Here is a 15,929-nt window from a genome sequence, read left to right on the forward strand (position 1 = left end):
AACCAAAGGGCGGGGCTGCTGATGCCAAACCATCGTGAGGGATTATGAAACATCCACTTCTGTCGGGCCGAACGGCCATCTATGCCATGATTTCATTGAGCTTATTGGGCCAGACCGCCAGGGCGGAGCCGCTGGCACCCAGCGCCGAGATTATCCCGCATCAATTAACTGCCCAGGGCGAAACCCGGGTGGATGATTATTATTGGCTGCGAGATGACAGCCGGCAGAATAAAAAGGTGCTGAATTACCTGACGGCGGAAAACCGTTATACCGAGCAGATGATGCAGCCGTATAAAAAACTGCGCGATACGCTGTATCAGGAAATGCTGGGCCGCATCAATCCGGAAGATCGCTCGGTGCCCTACCAACTGAATGGGTATCGCTATCAGGAAAGCTATGCGGCAGGTAAAGACTTTGCCCTGTATCAGCGCCAGGCCCTGACGGCTGATGCACCGTGGCAAACCTTGCTGGACGCCAATCAGCGTGCGGCGGGGCAGGATTATTATCGTCTGGGTGGGATGGAGATAAGCCAGGATAACCAGCAGATGGCGATCGCTGAAGATCTGCAGGGGCGCAGGCAGTACCGTATTTCGCTGCGTGAGATAGATAGCGGAAAATGGGCGCCGGAAGTGATTGAAAACACCTCCGGTGACATGGCGTGGGCCAATGACGGCAAGACGCTATTTTATATTCGCAACCACCCGCAAACCCTGTTGCCCTATCAGGTTTATCGCCACCAGTCCGGCACGCCGGTAGCGGACGACAAGCTGGTATATCAGGAAAATGATGGCGGGTTCTATTTGAGCCTGGGTCGCTCTTCTTCGCGCGACTACGTCATTATTACCGTCAGCGGCAATACCACTTCCGAGGCGCGGCTGATTGACGCCAATCAACCCCTGAGCACTCCGGTGCTGTTCGCCGCACGTAAGAACGGCCTCGAGTATTATTTAGATCACTATCGTGGTGAGTTTTATCTACGTTCCAACTACCAAAGCCCGCATTTTGGCCTGTACCAGACCGCGACAGTCGGCAAGCCATGGCAGACGCTGATAGCACCGCAGGAAAAACGCGAGGTGGAAGGTTTCACGGTGTTTCGCGACTGGCTGGTAGTGAAGGAGCGTGCTGATGGTCTGGTGCAACTACGGCAAATCAGTTGGGACGGTAAAACCCAGCGCAGTATTCCGTTCGATGACGCCAGTTATATGGCCTGGCTGGGCTATAACCCGGATCCGGACAACCAGCAGCTACGCTATGGCTATTCGGCGATGACGACGCCAACCCGCACCTACCAATGGGAGCTCAACAAAGGCGAGCGCACCCTGCTGAAACAGCAGGAAGTGAAGGGGGTGGATCCCAGTCAGTACTACAGCGAGCGGGTGTGGATTAACGCGCGTGACGGTGTGAAGGTGCCGGTCTCGCTGGTCTACAACAAAGCCATGTTCAAACCGGGACACAGCCCGCTGCTGGTGTACGGTTATGGTGCCTATGGCATGAGTATGGATCCGGCCTTTAGCGCCAACCGCATTAGTTTGCTGGATCGCGGTTTCGTTTATGCGCTGATCCACGTGCGCGGTGGCGGCGAGTTGGGGCAGAACTGGTATCAGCAGGGCAAGTTGACTCATAAGCCAAACACCTTTAGTGACTTTATCGACGCTACCCAGGTACTAATCCAACAGGGTTATGGCCAGCCGGGTCGCATTTATGCCATGGGCGGCAGTGCTGGCGGGCTGCTGATGGGGGCGGTGATCAATCAGGCACCGCAGTTGTATAACGCGGTGGTGGCACAGGTGCCTTTCGTGGATGTGCTGACTACCATGCTGGACGACAGCATTCCGCTAACGGTCGGTGAATACGAAGAGTGGGGCAATCCCAATCAGCCGCAGGCTTATGAGTTGATCAAGTCCTATAGCCCGTATGACAACGTAGATAAACACGCCTATCCGAACCTGCTGGTCACCAGCGGCCTGTATGACTCGCAGGTGCAATATTGGGAACCGGCCAAATGGGTCGCCAAACTGCGTCGTTTTAAACAGGGCGATTCAGTGTTGCTGCTGGCGACCGATATGACGGCCGGCCATGGCGGAAAATCGGGCCGCCTGACGCGGCTGGAAAATAGCGCGCTGGAATACAGCTTTATTATGGCGATGGATCAGAAAACACAGAAATAACCACTATCACCGTCGGGTAATAAACTCGACGGTTTATTAAAACTATAAAAAATCAATTTACCGTCTATTTCGGCGGCTTTTTGCTGGGCATTGTCGGCCACCAAATCTTTTTGGCAATTTCTGGGGATATATGAAAATCAAATTAATAGTAAGCCTGATCGGCGCGGGAATAGCACTGAGCGGGGTGGCGACGGCAGCGCAGAACGGGGTTGAAGAGGGAAAGGGCAAGGTCGTTTTCAGCCCATTGAATGTTTCGGCGGCAGAGAGCAGTAACAGTAGCAGTGAAAAAGAAGCGCTGGAAAAGCCCGGTGCTTTCAGCTCACGCGGGGAAAATAAAAATCTGGAGTCGGTGGACAGCATTCTGCGCAGCATGCCGGGTACCTATACCCAGATAGACCCAGGCCAGGGGGCGGTCAGCGTTAATATCCGTGGCATGAGCGGCTTTGGCCGCGTTAATACCATGATCGATGGCATCACTCAGAACTACTATGGCAGTTCACCCAGCGACGCGGCGCATGGCGGTTTGCCCACGAGCCAGTTTGGTGCGCTGATCGATCCTAACTTTATCGTCGGCGTTGATGTGGCACGCGGTAATGCGACAGGGGCCGCCGGTGTCAATGCACTGGCGGGCAGTGCCAACTTCCGCACGATTGGCGTTGATGACGTGGTGTTTTCGGATAACCCCTTTGGCGTGCGCACCAAGTTTTCTGTAGGCAATAACGGTATTGGCCGCAGCGGTATGATCGCTGTGGGTGGAAAAACCGACGCATTCGGCGACGGCGGTAGTCTGGGAGTCATGGCGGCTATCAGCGGCAGTTCGATCACCTCTAATTATAAGAACGGTTCAGGGTTTGACAGTGAAGAGTTTAATGTCGATAAAACTTATCGTCAGAATCCCAAATCTCAGTTATTTAAAGTGGATATTAAACCCGACGCTTTCAATAGCATTGAACTGTCGGCCCGAACTTACCAGAACAAGATCACCCGCCGCCATATCGACAGCAATGACTTTTATATTAAATATCATTACGCCCCGTTTTCAGAGCTGATTGATTTTAATCTGACCGCCAGTACCAGCCGGGGCGAACAGCAGTTTATGTCCGATAATATGGCGGGATTCAGCGACAGCACCGCAAGGAATATCTCTGACGCACTGGACGTAAATAATACCAGTCGTTTCAGCCTGCAGAAGGTCGATTTTGCCTTCAGTTACGGCGGCAAGCTGATCCGCAATGAATACAAGAAGCGCGCCTCCGGGCTGGTGACAGACGAGAGTCAGGCGGAAAGCTCGCCGGTGGGCATTGCAGGCAAACAAAATATAGCCAGCCTTTACAGTGGACTGCAGCTTAATTACGGCATCTGGCAGGGTAACTTTGACCTGAGCTACAGCGCCTATGATATCTCCGGCTATAAACCGGCCTGTGATGATCGGGTGCAATGTTTCCCGCAGGGGGCCAGCAACATCAATTTGAAAGAGCACGGCTTTAACCCGGCGGTGATGTTGTCCGCACAGGTAACACCGTGGCTGCAGCCGTTCATCAGTTACAACAAATCGATGCGTGGGCCGAATATTCAGGAAGTGTTCTTCGCCAACAGCGGCGGGCAGTCGATGAACCCTTTCCTTAAGGGGGAAACGGCAGAAACCTATCAGGCGGGTTTTAACGCCAATGCTCATGACCTGCTGTTTAAACAGGACAGTTTCCAGCTCAAGGCAGTGTATTTTGAGTCGAAAATCAAAAATTACATTTCCAGCCAGAGCTACATGGTGTGTAGCAATCGCCAAAAATGTCATCGTGCTCAGACCAGCCAAGAGGAATGGGATAACGCCGATGTGAATGTCGCCATGACCATGTACAGCAACTCTTACGAGCCAGTCAGGTCGCGTGGGGTGGAAATAGAGGCGATGTACGACGCCGGTTTCGCCTACACCAAACTGTCTTTGAGCAAGGAGCACACCAGTCAGCCGACAAATCAGGCCAGCAATGTGTTCGGTGCCGGTGACATTAGCGAGTTACCGGAGTTGTACTTCACGCTGGATACGGGGGTGCGTTTGCTGGATGAGAAATTGACGCTGGGCGGGCTGGTGAAATACACCGGCAAGGCTGTGCGCCTTTCTCCCGATTATAACGTTGATGAGAATGAGCAGTTGTTGAAAGAGCCTGTGCCGCATATCCCGACCGTTATCGATCTGTACAGTACCTATCAATTCAACCGCAATCTGCTGTTGAAATTCAGCGTGCAGAACCTGATGGACAAAGACTATTCCGATGCATTGAACAAGATGAACGCGATGCCATCACAGTCACGGGATTTCTCACCGACCAACACTGCTCGTGGCCGAACCTATATCTTTGGCGGCGAGGTGCGATTCTAAACGGGATGCGGGCGCAATTACTGCGCCCGTTTTGCCTGCTGCAGCCACTTGTCCAGCTCGTTGGCGAACTGCTGACGGTCACGCTGGTTCAACGTATTCGGGCCGCCGGTCTGGATACCGCTGGAGCGCAGGGTGTCCATAAAGTCACGCATGTTAAGGCGCTCACGAATGGTGTCTGGGGTGTAACGTTCACCACGTGGGTTCAGTGCCACCGCTCCTTTCTCTATCACTTCCGCTGCCAGCGGGATATCGGCGGTGATCACCAGATCGCCTTTCTCGCAGCGTCGCACGATTTCGTTATCCGCCACGTCAAATCCGGCCGCCACCTGCAGGGTGTGGATGTGCCTTGACGGCGGCGTTCTCAATGGCTGGTTCGCTACCAGCGTCACCGACATCGCGGTGCGCTCTGCCGCCCGAAACAGCACTTCTTTGATTACGTTGGGACAGGCGTCCGCATCAACCCAAATCTGCATCATTTCGGCTCCTTCAGCCAATCGCGCACCGGCAGGAAATCACGGTACAGCGCCGCTTCCGGGCTGTCTTCCGCCGGTTGATAGTTGTATTCCCAGCGCACCAGCGGCGGCATCGACATCAGGATGGATTCGGTACGGCCACCGGTTTGCAGGCCGAACAGCGTGCCCCGATCCCAGACCAAATTGAATTCCACGTAACGGCCGCGACGATACAGTTGGAACTGGCGCTCGTGATCGCCCCAGCTTAGCGTTTTGCGTTTCTCTACGATTGGCAGATAGGCCTCGAGGAAGCCTTCGCCCACCGCCTGGGTAAAGGCGAAGCAGGTGGCGAAGTCCGGGGTGTTCAGGTCATCAAAGAACAGGCCACCGATGCCGCGTGCTTCGTTACGGTGTTTGATAAAGAAATAGTCGTCGCACCACTTTTTGTATTTGGGATAGACCTGTTCACCGAAGGGCGCGCACAGCTGCTCGGCGGTGCGGTGCCAGTGAACGGCGTCTTCTTCAAAGCCATAAAACGGCGTCAGATCAAAGCCACCGCCAAACCACCACACCGGTTCTTCACCCGGTTTTTCCGCAATGAAAAAGCGCACGTTGGCGTGGCTGGTAGGAATGTAGGGGCTGCGCGGATGGATCACCAGCGAGACGCCCATCGCCTGGAAGCTGCGCCCGGCCAGTTCGGGGCGATGCGCGGTAGCGGAAGCGGGCAGGGTAGCGCCGGAGACATGTGAAAAGTTGACGCCCGCCTGTTCGAACACCGCGCCGTCGGTCAACACCCGACTGCGGCCACCGCCGCCTTCTTCACGCGTCCAGCGGTCTTCGTTGAAAACGGCGCTGCCGTCGGCCTGGGCCAACTGGCTGCAGATGCGGTCCTGCAGCGCCAGCAGGAAGGATTTTACTTCTGCGATGGTCGATAAACTCATACGTGATAATTCACAGCGTCTGACTGAACAAGGCGCAGAGTATACCCTTATTCACCGCGGCTGGCAGTATCAGCCGGGTTTTCGTTGGTGCGTATCGTAATAGCTGAAGAAACTGAGCACCCCATCGGCAATGGCGCGGGCGATTTTCTCGCGGAAGGCGGTTGTACCAAGTAGGCGCTCTTCTGCCGGATTGGTAATGAATGAAGTTTCTACCAGCACTGACGGAATCGACGGGGATTTCAGCACCGCAAAGGCCGCCTGTTCTGTACTGTTGCTGTGCAGATGGTGTACCGGACGGATCTGGCCGAGCACGTGGCGACCGAGCGTCAGACTGTTGTTGATGGTATCGGTCTGCACCAGATCAAACAGTACCTGTTGCAGATAGTTGTCCTGGTTTTGGTACTTGCCACCGGCCACGTCATCGGCGGCGTTTTCACGGTTGGACAGGTAACGCGCCATGGCGCTGCTGGCACCGCGATTGGACAGGGCAAACACCGAAGCGCCTGAGGCTTCCGGGCTGGTAAAACCGTCGGCGTGAATCGAGATAAACAGGTCGGCCTGATGCTGGTGGGCAATCTCCACCCGTTGGAACAGCGGGATAAATTCGTCTTCTTCCCGCGTCAGACGAACTTCGACATGTTCCTGTTCATGCAGGATGCGGCGCACGTGGTTGGCAATTTCCAACACGACGTGCTTTTCCTGTGAGCCTTCGCTGCCGACCGCGCCGGAGTCGATACCGCCGTGACCTGGGTCGATCATCACCAGTCTTTTACTGCCGGACGGTTTAGTTGCCGGTTTGCTTGCCGGTTTGCTTGCCGGTTTGCTTGCCGGTTTGGGATGTTGGTTGCGCAGCATGCCACCGGATTCGGCTTTGGCGCTTTGGCTTTTGCTGCCAAGCAGTACCAACGCCAGGCCGGAGAGCAGTAATTGACGTCGTGTGGGGGAAACGGAGAGCGGCTTAAAATTGAGGAATTGTTTAACCTGCTTTTTCATAATGCTACGCTCCATCGACAAATTCTATTTTGCGACGTTATATCGTATTGATAATCATTAATCGACCTGATAACTATGTCCATTTATTACGCGGATGACCGGTGATTTCGGCATAATTGCTGGGGTAAATCGCAGTTTGATATTGCTTAAGTGAATAATCCCGCGATATACCCTGCGTACTTGAAGCTGCATCTGTGTTAGCTGCGCTTGCTCACCCGAATCACTGACTTAAGTCAGTGATTCGGGCTTCATTCGCTTGCTGCCTTGATGCAACTCCAATAACTTTGGGTATAATCAGATAAACATCTTAATTAACAGCGGCGAACATCGATGGAAATTCGCGTATTTCGACAAGACGACTTTGAAGAAGTCATTACCCTGTGGGAGCGATGTGATCTGCTGCGCCCGTGGAACGATCCTGAGATGGATATCGAGCGTAAACTCAATCACGATCCGGACCTGTTTCTGGTTGCCGAAGTGGGCGGCGAAGTCGTGGGCTCGGTGATGGGCGGTTACGATGGCCATCGCGGTTCGGCGTATTATCTGGGGGTGCATCCGGATTATCGCGGGCGCGGTATTGCCAATGCGTTAATTAACCGTCTGGAGAAGAAGCTGATCGCGCGCGGGTGCCCGAAGATCCAGCTGGTGGTGCGTGAAGACAACGACACGGTGATCGAGATGTACGAAAAACTCGGTTACGAGATCCAGAACGTTACCAACCTGGGTAAACGACTGATCGAAGATCAGGAATATTGAGTGGTCATTCGGGCGGTGAAACCTCACCGCCCGTTGCTGCGTGTTAAGGCAGTTTTTTGATGTTCTTCACATCTACTTCCACAGTGCTCCAGTCTTTATCCACTTTCCCTTCCAACTGCACTTTATCTTTCGGGGTGATGGTCTGGCCGTTCCAGCGTTTTCTGTCGATCTCCACCGTCAGGGTGCCGCTGGCGTCACGGAAGGTATAGGTGTCGTCACCAACGCGCTGCTCGATATTGCCCTGCAGCATCACCCAGGTGTCATCGCTCATCGACTTCACCTTGTCTACTGTGGTCAGTGCCGCGCTTGGGCCGGAGAAGCCGCCCTGCTGGATATTTTGCGTTGATGTTTGCGGTGCCGCAGGATCAAGGAACCCGCCTTGTTGGGCCAGAACCGGTGCACTGCACAGAGCGATTAATGCGGCCAGGGTATATTTTTTCATCTTAAGCTTCCTTATCTCAATCGAGAATTAAAGCCCTGCCAATCAGGACTGCTGGTTTGATGGGGTTAAGTAAAACATGAAAATCTTAAGGGGTTCTTAAGCGCGCGCATTGAAAACAATAAATCTGGCTCCCATTTGAAGGAATAATAATAATGCAATTGGCAAGGAACCGACGTTGAAGCCACTCCCACCCCGTTTTTCCCCCGACGATTACGATCATCATGGCGCGCTGCGTTTGCCGCTGTGGTTTTGGGGCGTGCTGGTTTTACAGGCCCGGACCTGGATTTTGTTCGTGATGGCCGGCGCTTCGCGCCAGCAGGGAGAAGGGCTGTTGCAGTTGTTTTACCCTGACACCCAAAGGTTCTGGTACGGCATCCTGCTGGGGCTGCCGGCGGCGCTGGCATTTCTGTTGGCTCCACGGCGTCACCAATGGCCACGATTATGGCGTGCCTGGCGTTGGGGGCTCTGTCTCTCGCTGCTGGCGGCGCTGGGCGGTTCGGTGTTCAACCTGTGGCAACAGGCCGACAATCAGCCACCGCTGGATGCTGTCCTGATACTGCTTGATGCGCTGGCACTGGCTTACCTGCTGCTGGATCAGCGCCTGAAAGCCTGCTTTACCGTGCATGACGAAGCGGGGTAATTGCCACCTGCGGCGGCACTTTTCTTATTTTCTGCACTCCAAGCTCGCAACCGATGGCGAAGCGTGGACAGTTGTGAGAGGCTGGCACGCAGCAAAATGCCGGGCCCATGCCTTTGATGTTAAGGAGCTAGAGATGAATATTCGCCCACTATTGTTAGGGCTCCCGCTGTTACTGACCGGCTGTTCGACGATGTCGAACTTCTCCTGGTCGAGCCTGTCGCCGCTTAACTGGTTTGGCAGCAGCCTTGAGGTCAGCGCCAAGGGCGTTGGCGATTTGAACGCCGGCACCCCGATGTCGGAAAGCGCCATCAACGACGGGTTGAAAGGTGATTACCGCCTGCGTGGCGGTATGGCCACCAGCCAGGGCCAGATAATTTCTTACTATCAGGCGATGGACGGTAATGATGTGAAACTGGTGATCACCGGTGAACCCAAGGGCCACGTGCAGCGTGTGGACGTGATGGACAGCAAGGTGGCGACCGAGTGGGGCAGCAAACTCGGCACACCGTTCAGTGACCTGTACAGCAAGGCGTTCGGTGCCTGTAAACCGGCCACCGGTGACGATGCCGGCAAGGTGGAGTGTGTGGCGGAGCAGAGCAAGTACGTGACCTACATTTTCAACGGCAAGTGGGCCGGCCCGCAGGACATCATCCCACCGGATGACACGCTGAAAAGCTGGACGGTCAGCAAGATCATCTGGCACGCCAAGCCTCAGTAAACCTTTCTTTTTGGGCGTCCGATCTGCGGCGCCCCAGCTTCCTTCATTTTGGCGGGTATCCTTATTTTCTTTGCGTTCGGGCAAGGCAATTATCCCTGCTTGCGGTATGATACTGCGCATTCGTAACAGGCTACTGTTACCCGATTCTGCTATTGAGGATAACGACAATGACACAGGTTCAGAGCGGCATTTTGCTGGAACACTGCCGTTTCGCCATTTTTATGGAAGCCACGGTACAGGGCGAATTTGCCGAACTCCGCCAGGGCTGCAAGCAGTTTTGCCAGACGTTGACCGAGCTGCAACAGCAGTTCCCCGATGCGCATTTGGGCGCGGTGGTTGCCTTTGGCTATGACGTTTGGCATGACCTGTCCAGCGGCCAGGGCGCCAAAGAGCTGAAGCCATTCACCCCGCTCGGCAAAGGGCTGGCACCGGCCACCCAGCGCGATCTGCTGATCCATATTCAATCCCTGCGTCATGATGTTAACTTCACGCTGGCCCAGGCTGCGCTGACCGCGTTCGGCAATGCCATCAAAATTGAAGAAGAAACCCACGGTTTCCGCTGGGTGGAAGAGCGTGACCTGAGCGGCTTTATCGACGGCACGGAAAACCCGCAGGGCGACAAGCGACCGGAAGTGGCGGTGATTGCCAAAGGCGAAGAAGACGCAGGCGGCAGCTACGTGCTGGTGCAGCGTTATGAACACAACCTGCGTCAGTGGCAGCGTTTCACCACCGAACAGCAGGAGCAGATTATCGGCCGTACCAAACATGACAGCGAAGAACTGCCGCCGGAGCAACGCCCGGACACCTCACACGTCAGCCGTGTTGATCTGAAAGAAGAGGGCAAGGGCCTGAAGATCCTGCGCCAAAGCTTGCCTTATGGCACTGCCAGCGGCAAGCACGGGCTGTATTTCATCGCCTACTGCGCACGCCTGCATAACATCGAAAAGCAGCTGCTGAGCATGTTCGGCGACCTGGATGGCAAACGCGACGCGATGCTTCGTTTCAGCCGTGCGGTGACCGGCAGTTATTACTTTGCGCCATCACTGACGCGCCTGCTGTCGTTGTAACACCTCTGCCGGGGCTGGCTATGCCTGCTCCGGTTTTACTTCCCCCCTCTGCCATGCCGCTCCGTTCCTGCCTTATAGCGTTTGATGCTTGAAAATCACTAAACGGTATATAAAAGCGTTACAGCTCCGCACCTAGTTATAAATACACTGGTCAACATCAGGGCGGAAGCCCGACGGAATGACTCAGTAATAAGGTGCACAATGAAACAAACGCGGGTTAAAAATATCGTACTGAAAGGATGGTTGGCGGCGGCGCTGTTAGCCAGCGGTCCGCTGTCGGCAACTGAATTGCTGAACAGCTCCTATGACGTTTCCCGTGAATTGTTTGCCGCGCTGAATCCAGGTTTTGAGCAGCAATGGAACCAACAGCATCCTGGCGACAAACTGGCTATCAAGCAATCCCACGCCGGCTCTTCCAAGCAGGCGTTGGCGATCCTGCAGGGCTTGCGCGCCGACGTAGTGACCTACAATCAGGTGACCGACGTGCAGATCCTGCACGATCGCGGCCAACTGCTCCCGGCTGACTGGCAGACCCGTTTACCGAACAACAGCTCACCTTTCTATTCCACCATGGCTTTCCTGGTGCGTAAGGACAATCCCAAAGGCATTCATAACTGGAATGATTTGGTGCGTGACGACGTGAAGCTGGTGTTCCCGAACCCGAAAACCTCCGGTAACGGCCGTTACACCTATCTGGCCGCCTGGGGCGCTGCCAGTCAGGCGGATGGCAATGATCAGGCCAAAACCCGCGCCTTTATGACTCGTTTCCTGAAAAACGTGCTGGTGTTTGACACCGGCGGTCGCGGCGCAACCACCACCTTCGTCGAACGTGGCCTGGGCGATGTGCTGATCAGCTTTGAGTCGGAAGTGAACAATATTCGCAAGCAGTATGGCGAAGACAAATACGAGGTGATCGTGCCGCCGGTCGATATTCTGGCGGAGTTCCCGGTGGCCTGGGTCGATAAAAACGTGGCAAGAAACGGCACCGAACAGGCGGCCAAGGACTATCTGAATTATCTCTACAGCCCGGCAGCGCAGCAGGTGATCACCAGCTACTACTACCGTGTTTACGACAAGCAGGCGATGGCCGCGGCCAAAGGCCAGTTCCCGGAGACCAAGCTGTTCCGGGTGGAAGATCAGTTTGGTGGCTGGCCGCAGGTGATGAAAACGCATTTCTCCACCGGTGGCGAGTTGGATCAGCTGTTAGCCGCAGGGCATAAGTAATGTTGTCGTTGACCAGCAAGCGGGTTCTGCCTGGGTTCGGCCTCAGTTTGGGGAGCAGCCTGTTTTACACCTGTCTGATCCTGCTGTTGCCGCTTAGCGCGTTGGTAATGCAGTTGGCGCAGATGAGCCTGGCGCAGTATTGGGAAGTGATTTCCAACCCGCAGGTGGTGGCGGCTTATAAAGTCACACTGCTGGCGGCGGGCGTTGCCAGCCTGTTTAACGCGGTGTTTGGCATGCTGATGGCCTGGATCCTGACCCGCTATCGTTTTCCCGGTCGCACGCTGCTGGACGGTCTGATCGATCTGCCGTTTGCATTGCCGACGGCGGTAGCCGGCCTGACACTGGCGGGGCTGTTTTCCACCACTGGCTGGTATGGCCAATGGTTGGCGCATTTTGACATTAAGGTGACGTTTACCTGGCTTGGCATTGCCGTGGCGATGGCCTTTACCAGCTTGCCATTCGTGGTGCGCACCGTTCAGCCGGTACTGGAGGAACTGGGGCCGGAATACGAGGAGGCAGCAGAAACCCTGGGCGCGACTCGCTGGCAGAGCTTTCGCCGCGTGGTGATACCTGAGCTGGCACCGGCGCTGTTGGCCGGTACGGCGATCTCCTTTACCCGCAGCCTGGGCGAGTTTGGTGCGGTGATCTTTATTGCCGGCAACATCGCCTGGAAGACCGAAGTAACCTCGCTGATGATTTTTGTTCGTTTGCAGGAATTTGATTATCCAGCGGCCAGTGCGATTGCTTCGGTGATCCTGGCGGCCTCGCTGCTGTTGCTGTTCAGCATTAACGTTCTGCAGAGCCGCTTTGGCCGACGTATCGGGGGGCACTGATGGCTGATATCTCTGAGTTTAACGGTGTCGAACGCCCGCGCGTCAACTGGGGCAAGTGGACGCTGATCGGTATCGGCGTGCTGTTTTCGGTATTGCTGCTGGTGGTGCCGATCATTTCGATTTTTGCCGAGGCCTTTTCCAAAGGGATTGGTGTGATGTGGGGCAACCTGGTCGATCACGACATGTTGCACGCTATCTGGCTGACGGTGCTGATTGCTTTGATTACCGTGCCGTTCAATCTGATTTTCGGCACCTTGCTGGCTTGGCTGGTGACGCGTTTCACCTTCCCTGGGCGTCAGCTGTTGCTGACGCTGATAGACATCCCGTTCGCCGTTTCGCCGGTGGTCGCGGGGCTGATTTACCTGTTGTTCTACGGCAGCAATGGGCTGCTGGGCGGTTGGCTGGATGCGCATAATATCCAGCTGATGTTCTCCTGGCCGGGCATGGTGCTGGTGACCATTTTCGTGACCTGTCCGTTCGTGGTACGTGAGCTGGTGCCGATGATGCTCAGCCAGGGCAGTCAGGAAGACGAGGCCGCCATTTTGCTGGGGGCTTCCGGTTGGCAGATGTTCCGCCGGGTGACGCTGCCCAACATTCGCTGGGCGCTGTTGTACGGCGTGGTATTGACCAACGCACGTGCCATAGGTGAGTTCGGCGCGGTATCGGTAGTGTCCGGTTCTATTCGCGGTGAGACTTTCAGCCTGCCGCTGCAGGTTGAGTTGTTGCAACAGGATTACAACACGGTAGGTTCCTTTACCGCCGCCGGTTTGCTGACCCTGATGGCGATAGTGACCCTATTTTTGAAGAGTGGCCTGCAATGGCGTCTGGAACGTCAGAATGCACGTCTCGAGCGGGAGGAAAATCATGAGCATTGAGATTAACGGTATCAATAAGTTTTTCGGTCGTACCAAGGTATTGAACGATATCTCGCTCGACATTGCCTCCGGTGAGATGGTGGCGCTGCTAGGGCCGTCCGGCTCCGGGAAAACCACGCTGCTGCGTATTATCGCCGGGCTGGAAAACCAGAGCGGCGGCAAGCTGGGCTTCCACGGCACCGACGTCAGCCATGTGCATGCCCGCGATCGTCGAGTGGGCTTCGTGTTCCAGCATTACGCGCTGTTCCGCCACATGACGGTGTTCGATAACATCGCCTTTGGCCTGACCGTGCTGCCGCGCCGCGAACGCCCAAATGCCGCGGCGATCAAACAAAAAGTGACCCAGCTGCTGGAAATGGTGCAGTTGGCCCATTTGGCCAACCGTTATCCGTCACAGCTTTCCGGTGGTCAGAAGCAGCGCGTGGCCCTGGCGCGTGCACTGGCGGTTGAACCGCAAATTCTATTGCTGGACGAACCTTTCGGCGCACTGGATGCGCAGGTGCGTAAAGAGCTGCGCCGTTGGCTGCGTCAGCTGCATGAAGAGCTGAAATTCACCAGCGTATTCGTCACCCACGATCAGGAAGAGGCAATGGAAGTCGCCGATCGTATCGTGGTGATGAGCCAGGGCAATATTGAGCAGGTCGGTTCGCCGGAAGAGATAGTGCGTGAACCGGCCAGCCGCTTCGTGCTGGAATTTATGGGCGAAGTGAACCGTCTGAGCGGCGAGATACGCGGTTCGCAGCTGTTCGTCGGTGCGCACCAGTGGCCGCTGTCGTTCCAGCCAATGCATCAGGGCCGTGTGGACTTATTCCTGCGCCCGTGGGAAATGGAAGTCGGCACCGAGAGCAGCGACCGCTGCCCACTGCCGGTGCAGGTGCTGGAAGTCAGCCCACGCGGCCATTTCTGGCAGATGACCGTACAGCCGATCGGCTGGCATCAGGAACCGATCAGCGTGGTGTTGCCGGATGGCAACGAACCGCCGGTACGCGGCGGCCGTTACTACGTTGGCAGCCTGAATGCGCGCCTGTACGCCGGTGATCAACTGCTACAACCTGTTGCGTTAGCTAAAAGCGCCTGATATACCCTTTATCTTTCAAGTTGCAGGTGTGTTGGCTGCCTTTACTCGCCCCAGTCACTTACTGATGTAAGCTCCTGGGGACTTGTGCTGTTGCCACCTTTCTGCACCTCGAAATATTTTGGGTATAGGTTTTAACTGACGTTAAAGGCGACCTTGCGGTTGCCTTGTTATTTTATGTCCAACACACAGGCAAAGATCGTGACAACGCTTGAACAATGCATCGGAAATACCCCGCTGGTAAAATTACAACGTCTGGCTACAGGTCTGGGCAGCGAGGTCTGGCTCAAACTGGAAGGCAATAACCCGGCCGGTTCGGTGAAAGATCGCGCCGCGCTGGCGATGATCCAGCAAGCGGAGCTGCGCGGTGAGATAAAGCCCGGCGATCGGTTAATCGAGGCCACCAGTGGTAACACTGGTATTGCGCTGGCGATGATAGCGGCACTGAAAGGCTATTCGATGACCTTGCTGATGCCGGAAAACATGAGCCAGGAACGTCAGGCGGCGATGCGTGCCTATGGTGCAGAGTTGATCTTGGTCAGCCGCGAACTGGGGATGGAAGGTGCACGCGATCTGGCGCTGGAAATGCAGAGTCAGGGGCAGGGCAAGGTGCTGGATCAGTTCAATAATCTGGACAACCCTTACGCCCACTTCACCACCACCGGCCCGGAAATCTGGCAGCAGAGCCATCAGCGGGTGACCCATTTTGTTTCCAGCATGGGCACCACCGGCACCATTACCGGTGTGGGCGGCTATCTGAAGAGCCAAAATCCGCAGGTGCAGATTATCGGCCTGCAACCGGCGGAAGGCAGCAGTATTCCCGGCATTCGCCGCTGGGCACCGGCTTATATGCCGGGCATATTCCGGCCGGATCTGGTGGATCAGGTATTGGACATTGAGCAAACCGACGCAGAACAGACTATGCGTCAGTTGGCGCAGCGCGAAGGCATATTTTGCGGCGTCAGTTCCGGCGGGGCAGTAGCCGGTGCGCTACGGATTGCAGCGACCAATCCGGGAAGCGTGATTGTGGCTATCATCTGCGATCGCGGCGATCGCTATCTCTCCACCGGTGTTTTTGCCTAACCGTTATTTCCTTTCCAACGCCTGTATCGAGCCTATCCCGGTGGATTATTTCGCCGGGGTGAAATTAAAACTCCCCCAATACCCTTTCTGCGTCTCTCAGAGCGTTCTGGCGGGTTAAGTCGTTATACCCGCTGCCTTTATGCTGTAAGTCGCCCAGCGCTACCTACAGGGCCTTTATCTGGCCCAATGTTGGACCACCAGGTGATATAACGATAATTCTTCGCCGCCTTGTCACCTGAAGTAGAGAAATAAGGCGATAGCGACCACAATAACCTTGGGCTTTCCTGG

At 55.5% G+C, this 15,929-nt stretch carries 15 protein-coding genes; 11 read left to right on the top strand and 4 right to left on the bottom strand.

From position 1 onward, the window contains the following. The first annotated feature begins 44 nt into the window (after nt 1-44). Nucleotides 45-2,168, top strand: coding sequence for a S9 family peptidase (locus ACUTSU_RS08510; RefSeq protein WP_445654023.1), 2,124 nt, complete (start codon nt 45-47; stop codon nt 2,166-2,168). Between the two features lie 130 nt (nt 2,169-2,298). After that, nucleotides 2,299-4,542: a TonB-dependent receptor domain-containing protein gene (locus ACUTSU_RS08515; RefSeq protein ID WP_445654024.1), complete on the top strand. Its 2,244-nt coding sequence runs from the start codon at nt 2,299-2,301 to the stop codon at nt 4,540-4,542. A gap of 17 nt (nt 4,543-4,559) precedes the next feature. On the opposite strand, the gene ACUTSU_RS08520 is transcribed toward ACUTSU_RS08515, so the two are convergent. The 3 genes from ACUTSU_RS08520 to amiA form a co-directional block, all read right to left on the bottom strand. Then, the gene (locus tag ACUTSU_RS08520; RefSeq protein ID WP_182824430.1) at nt 4,560-5,015 is read right to left on the bottom strand and encodes a YaiI/YqxD family protein; all 456 of its coding nucleotides are present in this window, start codon (nt 5,013-5,015) and stop codon (nt 4,560-4,562) included. Further along, entirely contained in the window at nt 5,015-5,935 is a 921-nt protein-coding gene (hemF, locus tag ACUTSU_RS08525; RefSeq protein WP_445652460.1) for an oxygen-dependent coproporphyrinogen oxidase, read from the bottom strand. The genes ACUTSU_RS08520 and hemF overlap by 1 nt, the downstream gene beginning before the upstream one ends. 69 nt (nt 5,936-6,004) lie before the next feature. Beyond that, entirely contained in the window at nt 6,005-6,928 is a 924-nt protein-coding gene (amiA, locus tag ACUTSU_RS08530) for an N-acetylmuramoyl-L-alanine amidase AmiA (protein WP_445654025.1), read from the bottom strand. A 330-nt stretch (nt 6,929-7,258) separates the two neighbouring features. Between amiA and ACUTSU_RS08535 the strand changes: the two genes are divergently transcribed. Then, a complete protein-coding gene (locus tag ACUTSU_RS08535; protein WP_061808110.1) occupies nt 7,259-7,684 on the top strand; it encodes a GNAT family acetyltransferase in 426 nt (141 codons plus the stop codon). 43 nt (nt 7,685-7,727) lie between these two features. On the opposite strand, the gene ACUTSU_RS08540 is transcribed toward ACUTSU_RS08535, so the two are convergent. Then, the gene (locus ACUTSU_RS08540) at nt 7,728-8,126 is read right to left on the bottom strand and encodes a YgiW/YdeI family stress tolerance OB fold protein (RefSeq protein ID WP_445652458.1); all 399 of its coding nucleotides are present in this window, start codon (nt 8,124-8,126) and stop codon (nt 7,728-7,730) included. Between the two features lie 175 nt (nt 8,127-8,301). Between ACUTSU_RS08540 and ACUTSU_RS08545 the strand changes: the two genes are divergently transcribed. From ACUTSU_RS08545 to cysM, 8 genes are all read left to right on the top strand, one after another. Next, nucleotides 8,302-8,766: a DUF2919 family protein gene (locus ACUTSU_RS08545; protein ID WP_445652457.1), complete on the top strand. Its 465-nt coding sequence runs from the start codon at nt 8,302-8,304 to the stop codon at nt 8,764-8,766. Nucleotides 8,767-8,899: 133 nt separating this feature from the next. Beyond that, nucleotides 8,900-9,484 carry an RpoE-regulated lipoprotein gene (locus tag ACUTSU_RS08550; RefSeq protein ID WP_445652456.1) on the top strand — a complete coding sequence of 195 codons (585 nt, stop codon included), beginning with the start codon at nt 8,900-8,902 and terminating at the stop codon, nt 9,482-9,484. Between the two features lie 167 nt (nt 9,485-9,651). After that, nucleotides 9,652-10,551 carry a Dyp-type peroxidase gene (locus ACUTSU_RS08555; protein ID WP_445652455.1) on the top strand — a complete coding sequence of 300 codons (900 nt, stop codon included), beginning with the start codon at nt 9,652-9,654 and terminating at the stop codon, nt 10,549-10,551. 201 nt (nt 10,552-10,752) lie between these two features. Next, nucleotides 10,753-11,775 (top strand): sulfate ABC transporter substrate-binding protein, encoded by a 1,023-nt coding sequence (locus ACUTSU_RS08560; protein ID WP_445654026.1) that lies wholly within the window; start codon nt 10,753-10,755, stop codon nt 11,773-11,775. Then, nucleotides 11,775-12,608 (top strand): sulfate/thiosulfate ABC transporter permease CysT, encoded by an 834-nt coding sequence (cysT, locus tag ACUTSU_RS08565; protein WP_012146168.1) that lies wholly within the window; start codon nt 11,775-11,777, stop codon nt 12,606-12,608. Before ACUTSU_RS08560 ends, cysT begins: the two co-directional genes overlap by 1 nt. After that, nucleotides 12,608-13,483, top strand: a complete 876-nt coding sequence (cysW, locus tag ACUTSU_RS08570) for a sulfate/thiosulfate ABC transporter permease CysW (RefSeq protein WP_017893587.1) — start codon at nt 12,608-12,610, stop codon at nt 13,481-13,483. The genes cysT and cysW overlap by 1 nt, the downstream gene beginning before the upstream one ends. Further along, nucleotides 13,473-14,561, top strand: coding sequence for a sulfate/thiosulfate ABC transporter ATP-binding protein CysA (cysA, locus tag ACUTSU_RS08575; protein ID WP_445654027.1), 1,089 nt, complete (start codon nt 13,473-13,475; stop codon nt 14,559-14,561). The genes cysW and cysA overlap by 11 nt, the downstream gene beginning before the upstream one ends. Before the next feature lie 198 nt (nt 14,562-14,759). Beyond that, on the top strand, nt 14,760-15,641 hold the full coding sequence (gene cysM, locus ACUTSU_RS08580) for a cysteine synthase CysM (RefSeq protein ID WP_261091021.1): 882 nt from the start codon (nt 14,760-14,762) through the stop codon (nt 15,639-15,641). The last annotated feature ends 288 nt before the right edge of the window (nt 15,642-15,929 follow it).

Source organism: Serratia sp. NA_13 (genome assembly GCF_052691735.1).

Bases quoted from the DNA above. Each gene is read 5' to 3' on its own strand.
- ACUTSU_RS08510 (WP_445654023.1), top strand. From the start codon at position 45: ATGAAACATCCACTTCTGTCGGGCCGAACGGCCATCTATGCCATGATT.
- ACUTSU_RS08515 (WP_445654024.1), top strand. From the start codon at position 2,299: ATGAAAATCAAATTAATAGTAAGCCTGATCGGCGCGGGAATAGCACTG.
- ACUTSU_RS08520 (WP_182824430.1), bottom strand. From the start codon at position 5,015: ATGCAGATTTGGGTTGATGCGGACGCCTGTCCCAACGTAATCAAAGAA.
- hemF (WP_445652460.1), bottom strand. From the start codon at position 5,935: ATGAGTTTATCGACCATCGCAGAAGTAAAATCCTTCCTGCTGGCGCTG.
- amiA (WP_445654025.1), bottom strand. From the start codon at position 6,928: ATGAAAAAGCAGGTTAAACAATTCCTCAATTTTAAGCCGCTCTCCGTT.
- ACUTSU_RS08535 (WP_061808110.1), top strand. From the start codon at position 7,259: ATGGAAATTCGCGTATTTCGACAAGACGACTTTGAAGAAGTCATTACC.
- ACUTSU_RS08540 (WP_445652458.1), bottom strand. From the start codon at position 8,126: ATGAAAAAATATACCCTGGCCGCATTAATCGCTCTGTGCAGTGCACCG.
- ACUTSU_RS08550 (WP_445652456.1), top strand. From the start codon at position 8,900: ATGAATATTCGCCCACTATTGTTAGGGCTCCCGCTGTTACTGACCGGC.
- ACUTSU_RS08555 (WP_445652455.1), top strand. From the start codon at position 9,652: ATGACACAGGTTCAGAGCGGCATTTTGCTGGAACACTGCCGTTTCGCC.
- ACUTSU_RS08560 (WP_445654026.1), top strand. From the start codon at position 10,753: ATGAAACAAACGCGGGTTAAAAATATCGTACTGAAAGGATGGTTGGCG.
- cysT (WP_012146168.1), top strand. From the start codon at position 11,775: ATGTTGTCGTTGACCAGCAAGCGGGTTCTGCCTGGGTTCGGCCTCAGT.
- cysW (WP_017893587.1), top strand. From the start codon at position 12,608: ATGGCTGATATCTCTGAGTTTAACGGTGTCGAACGCCCGCGCGTCAAC.
- cysA (WP_445654027.1), top strand. From the start codon at position 13,473: ATGAGCATTGAGATTAACGGTATCAATAAGTTTTTCGGTCGTACCAAG.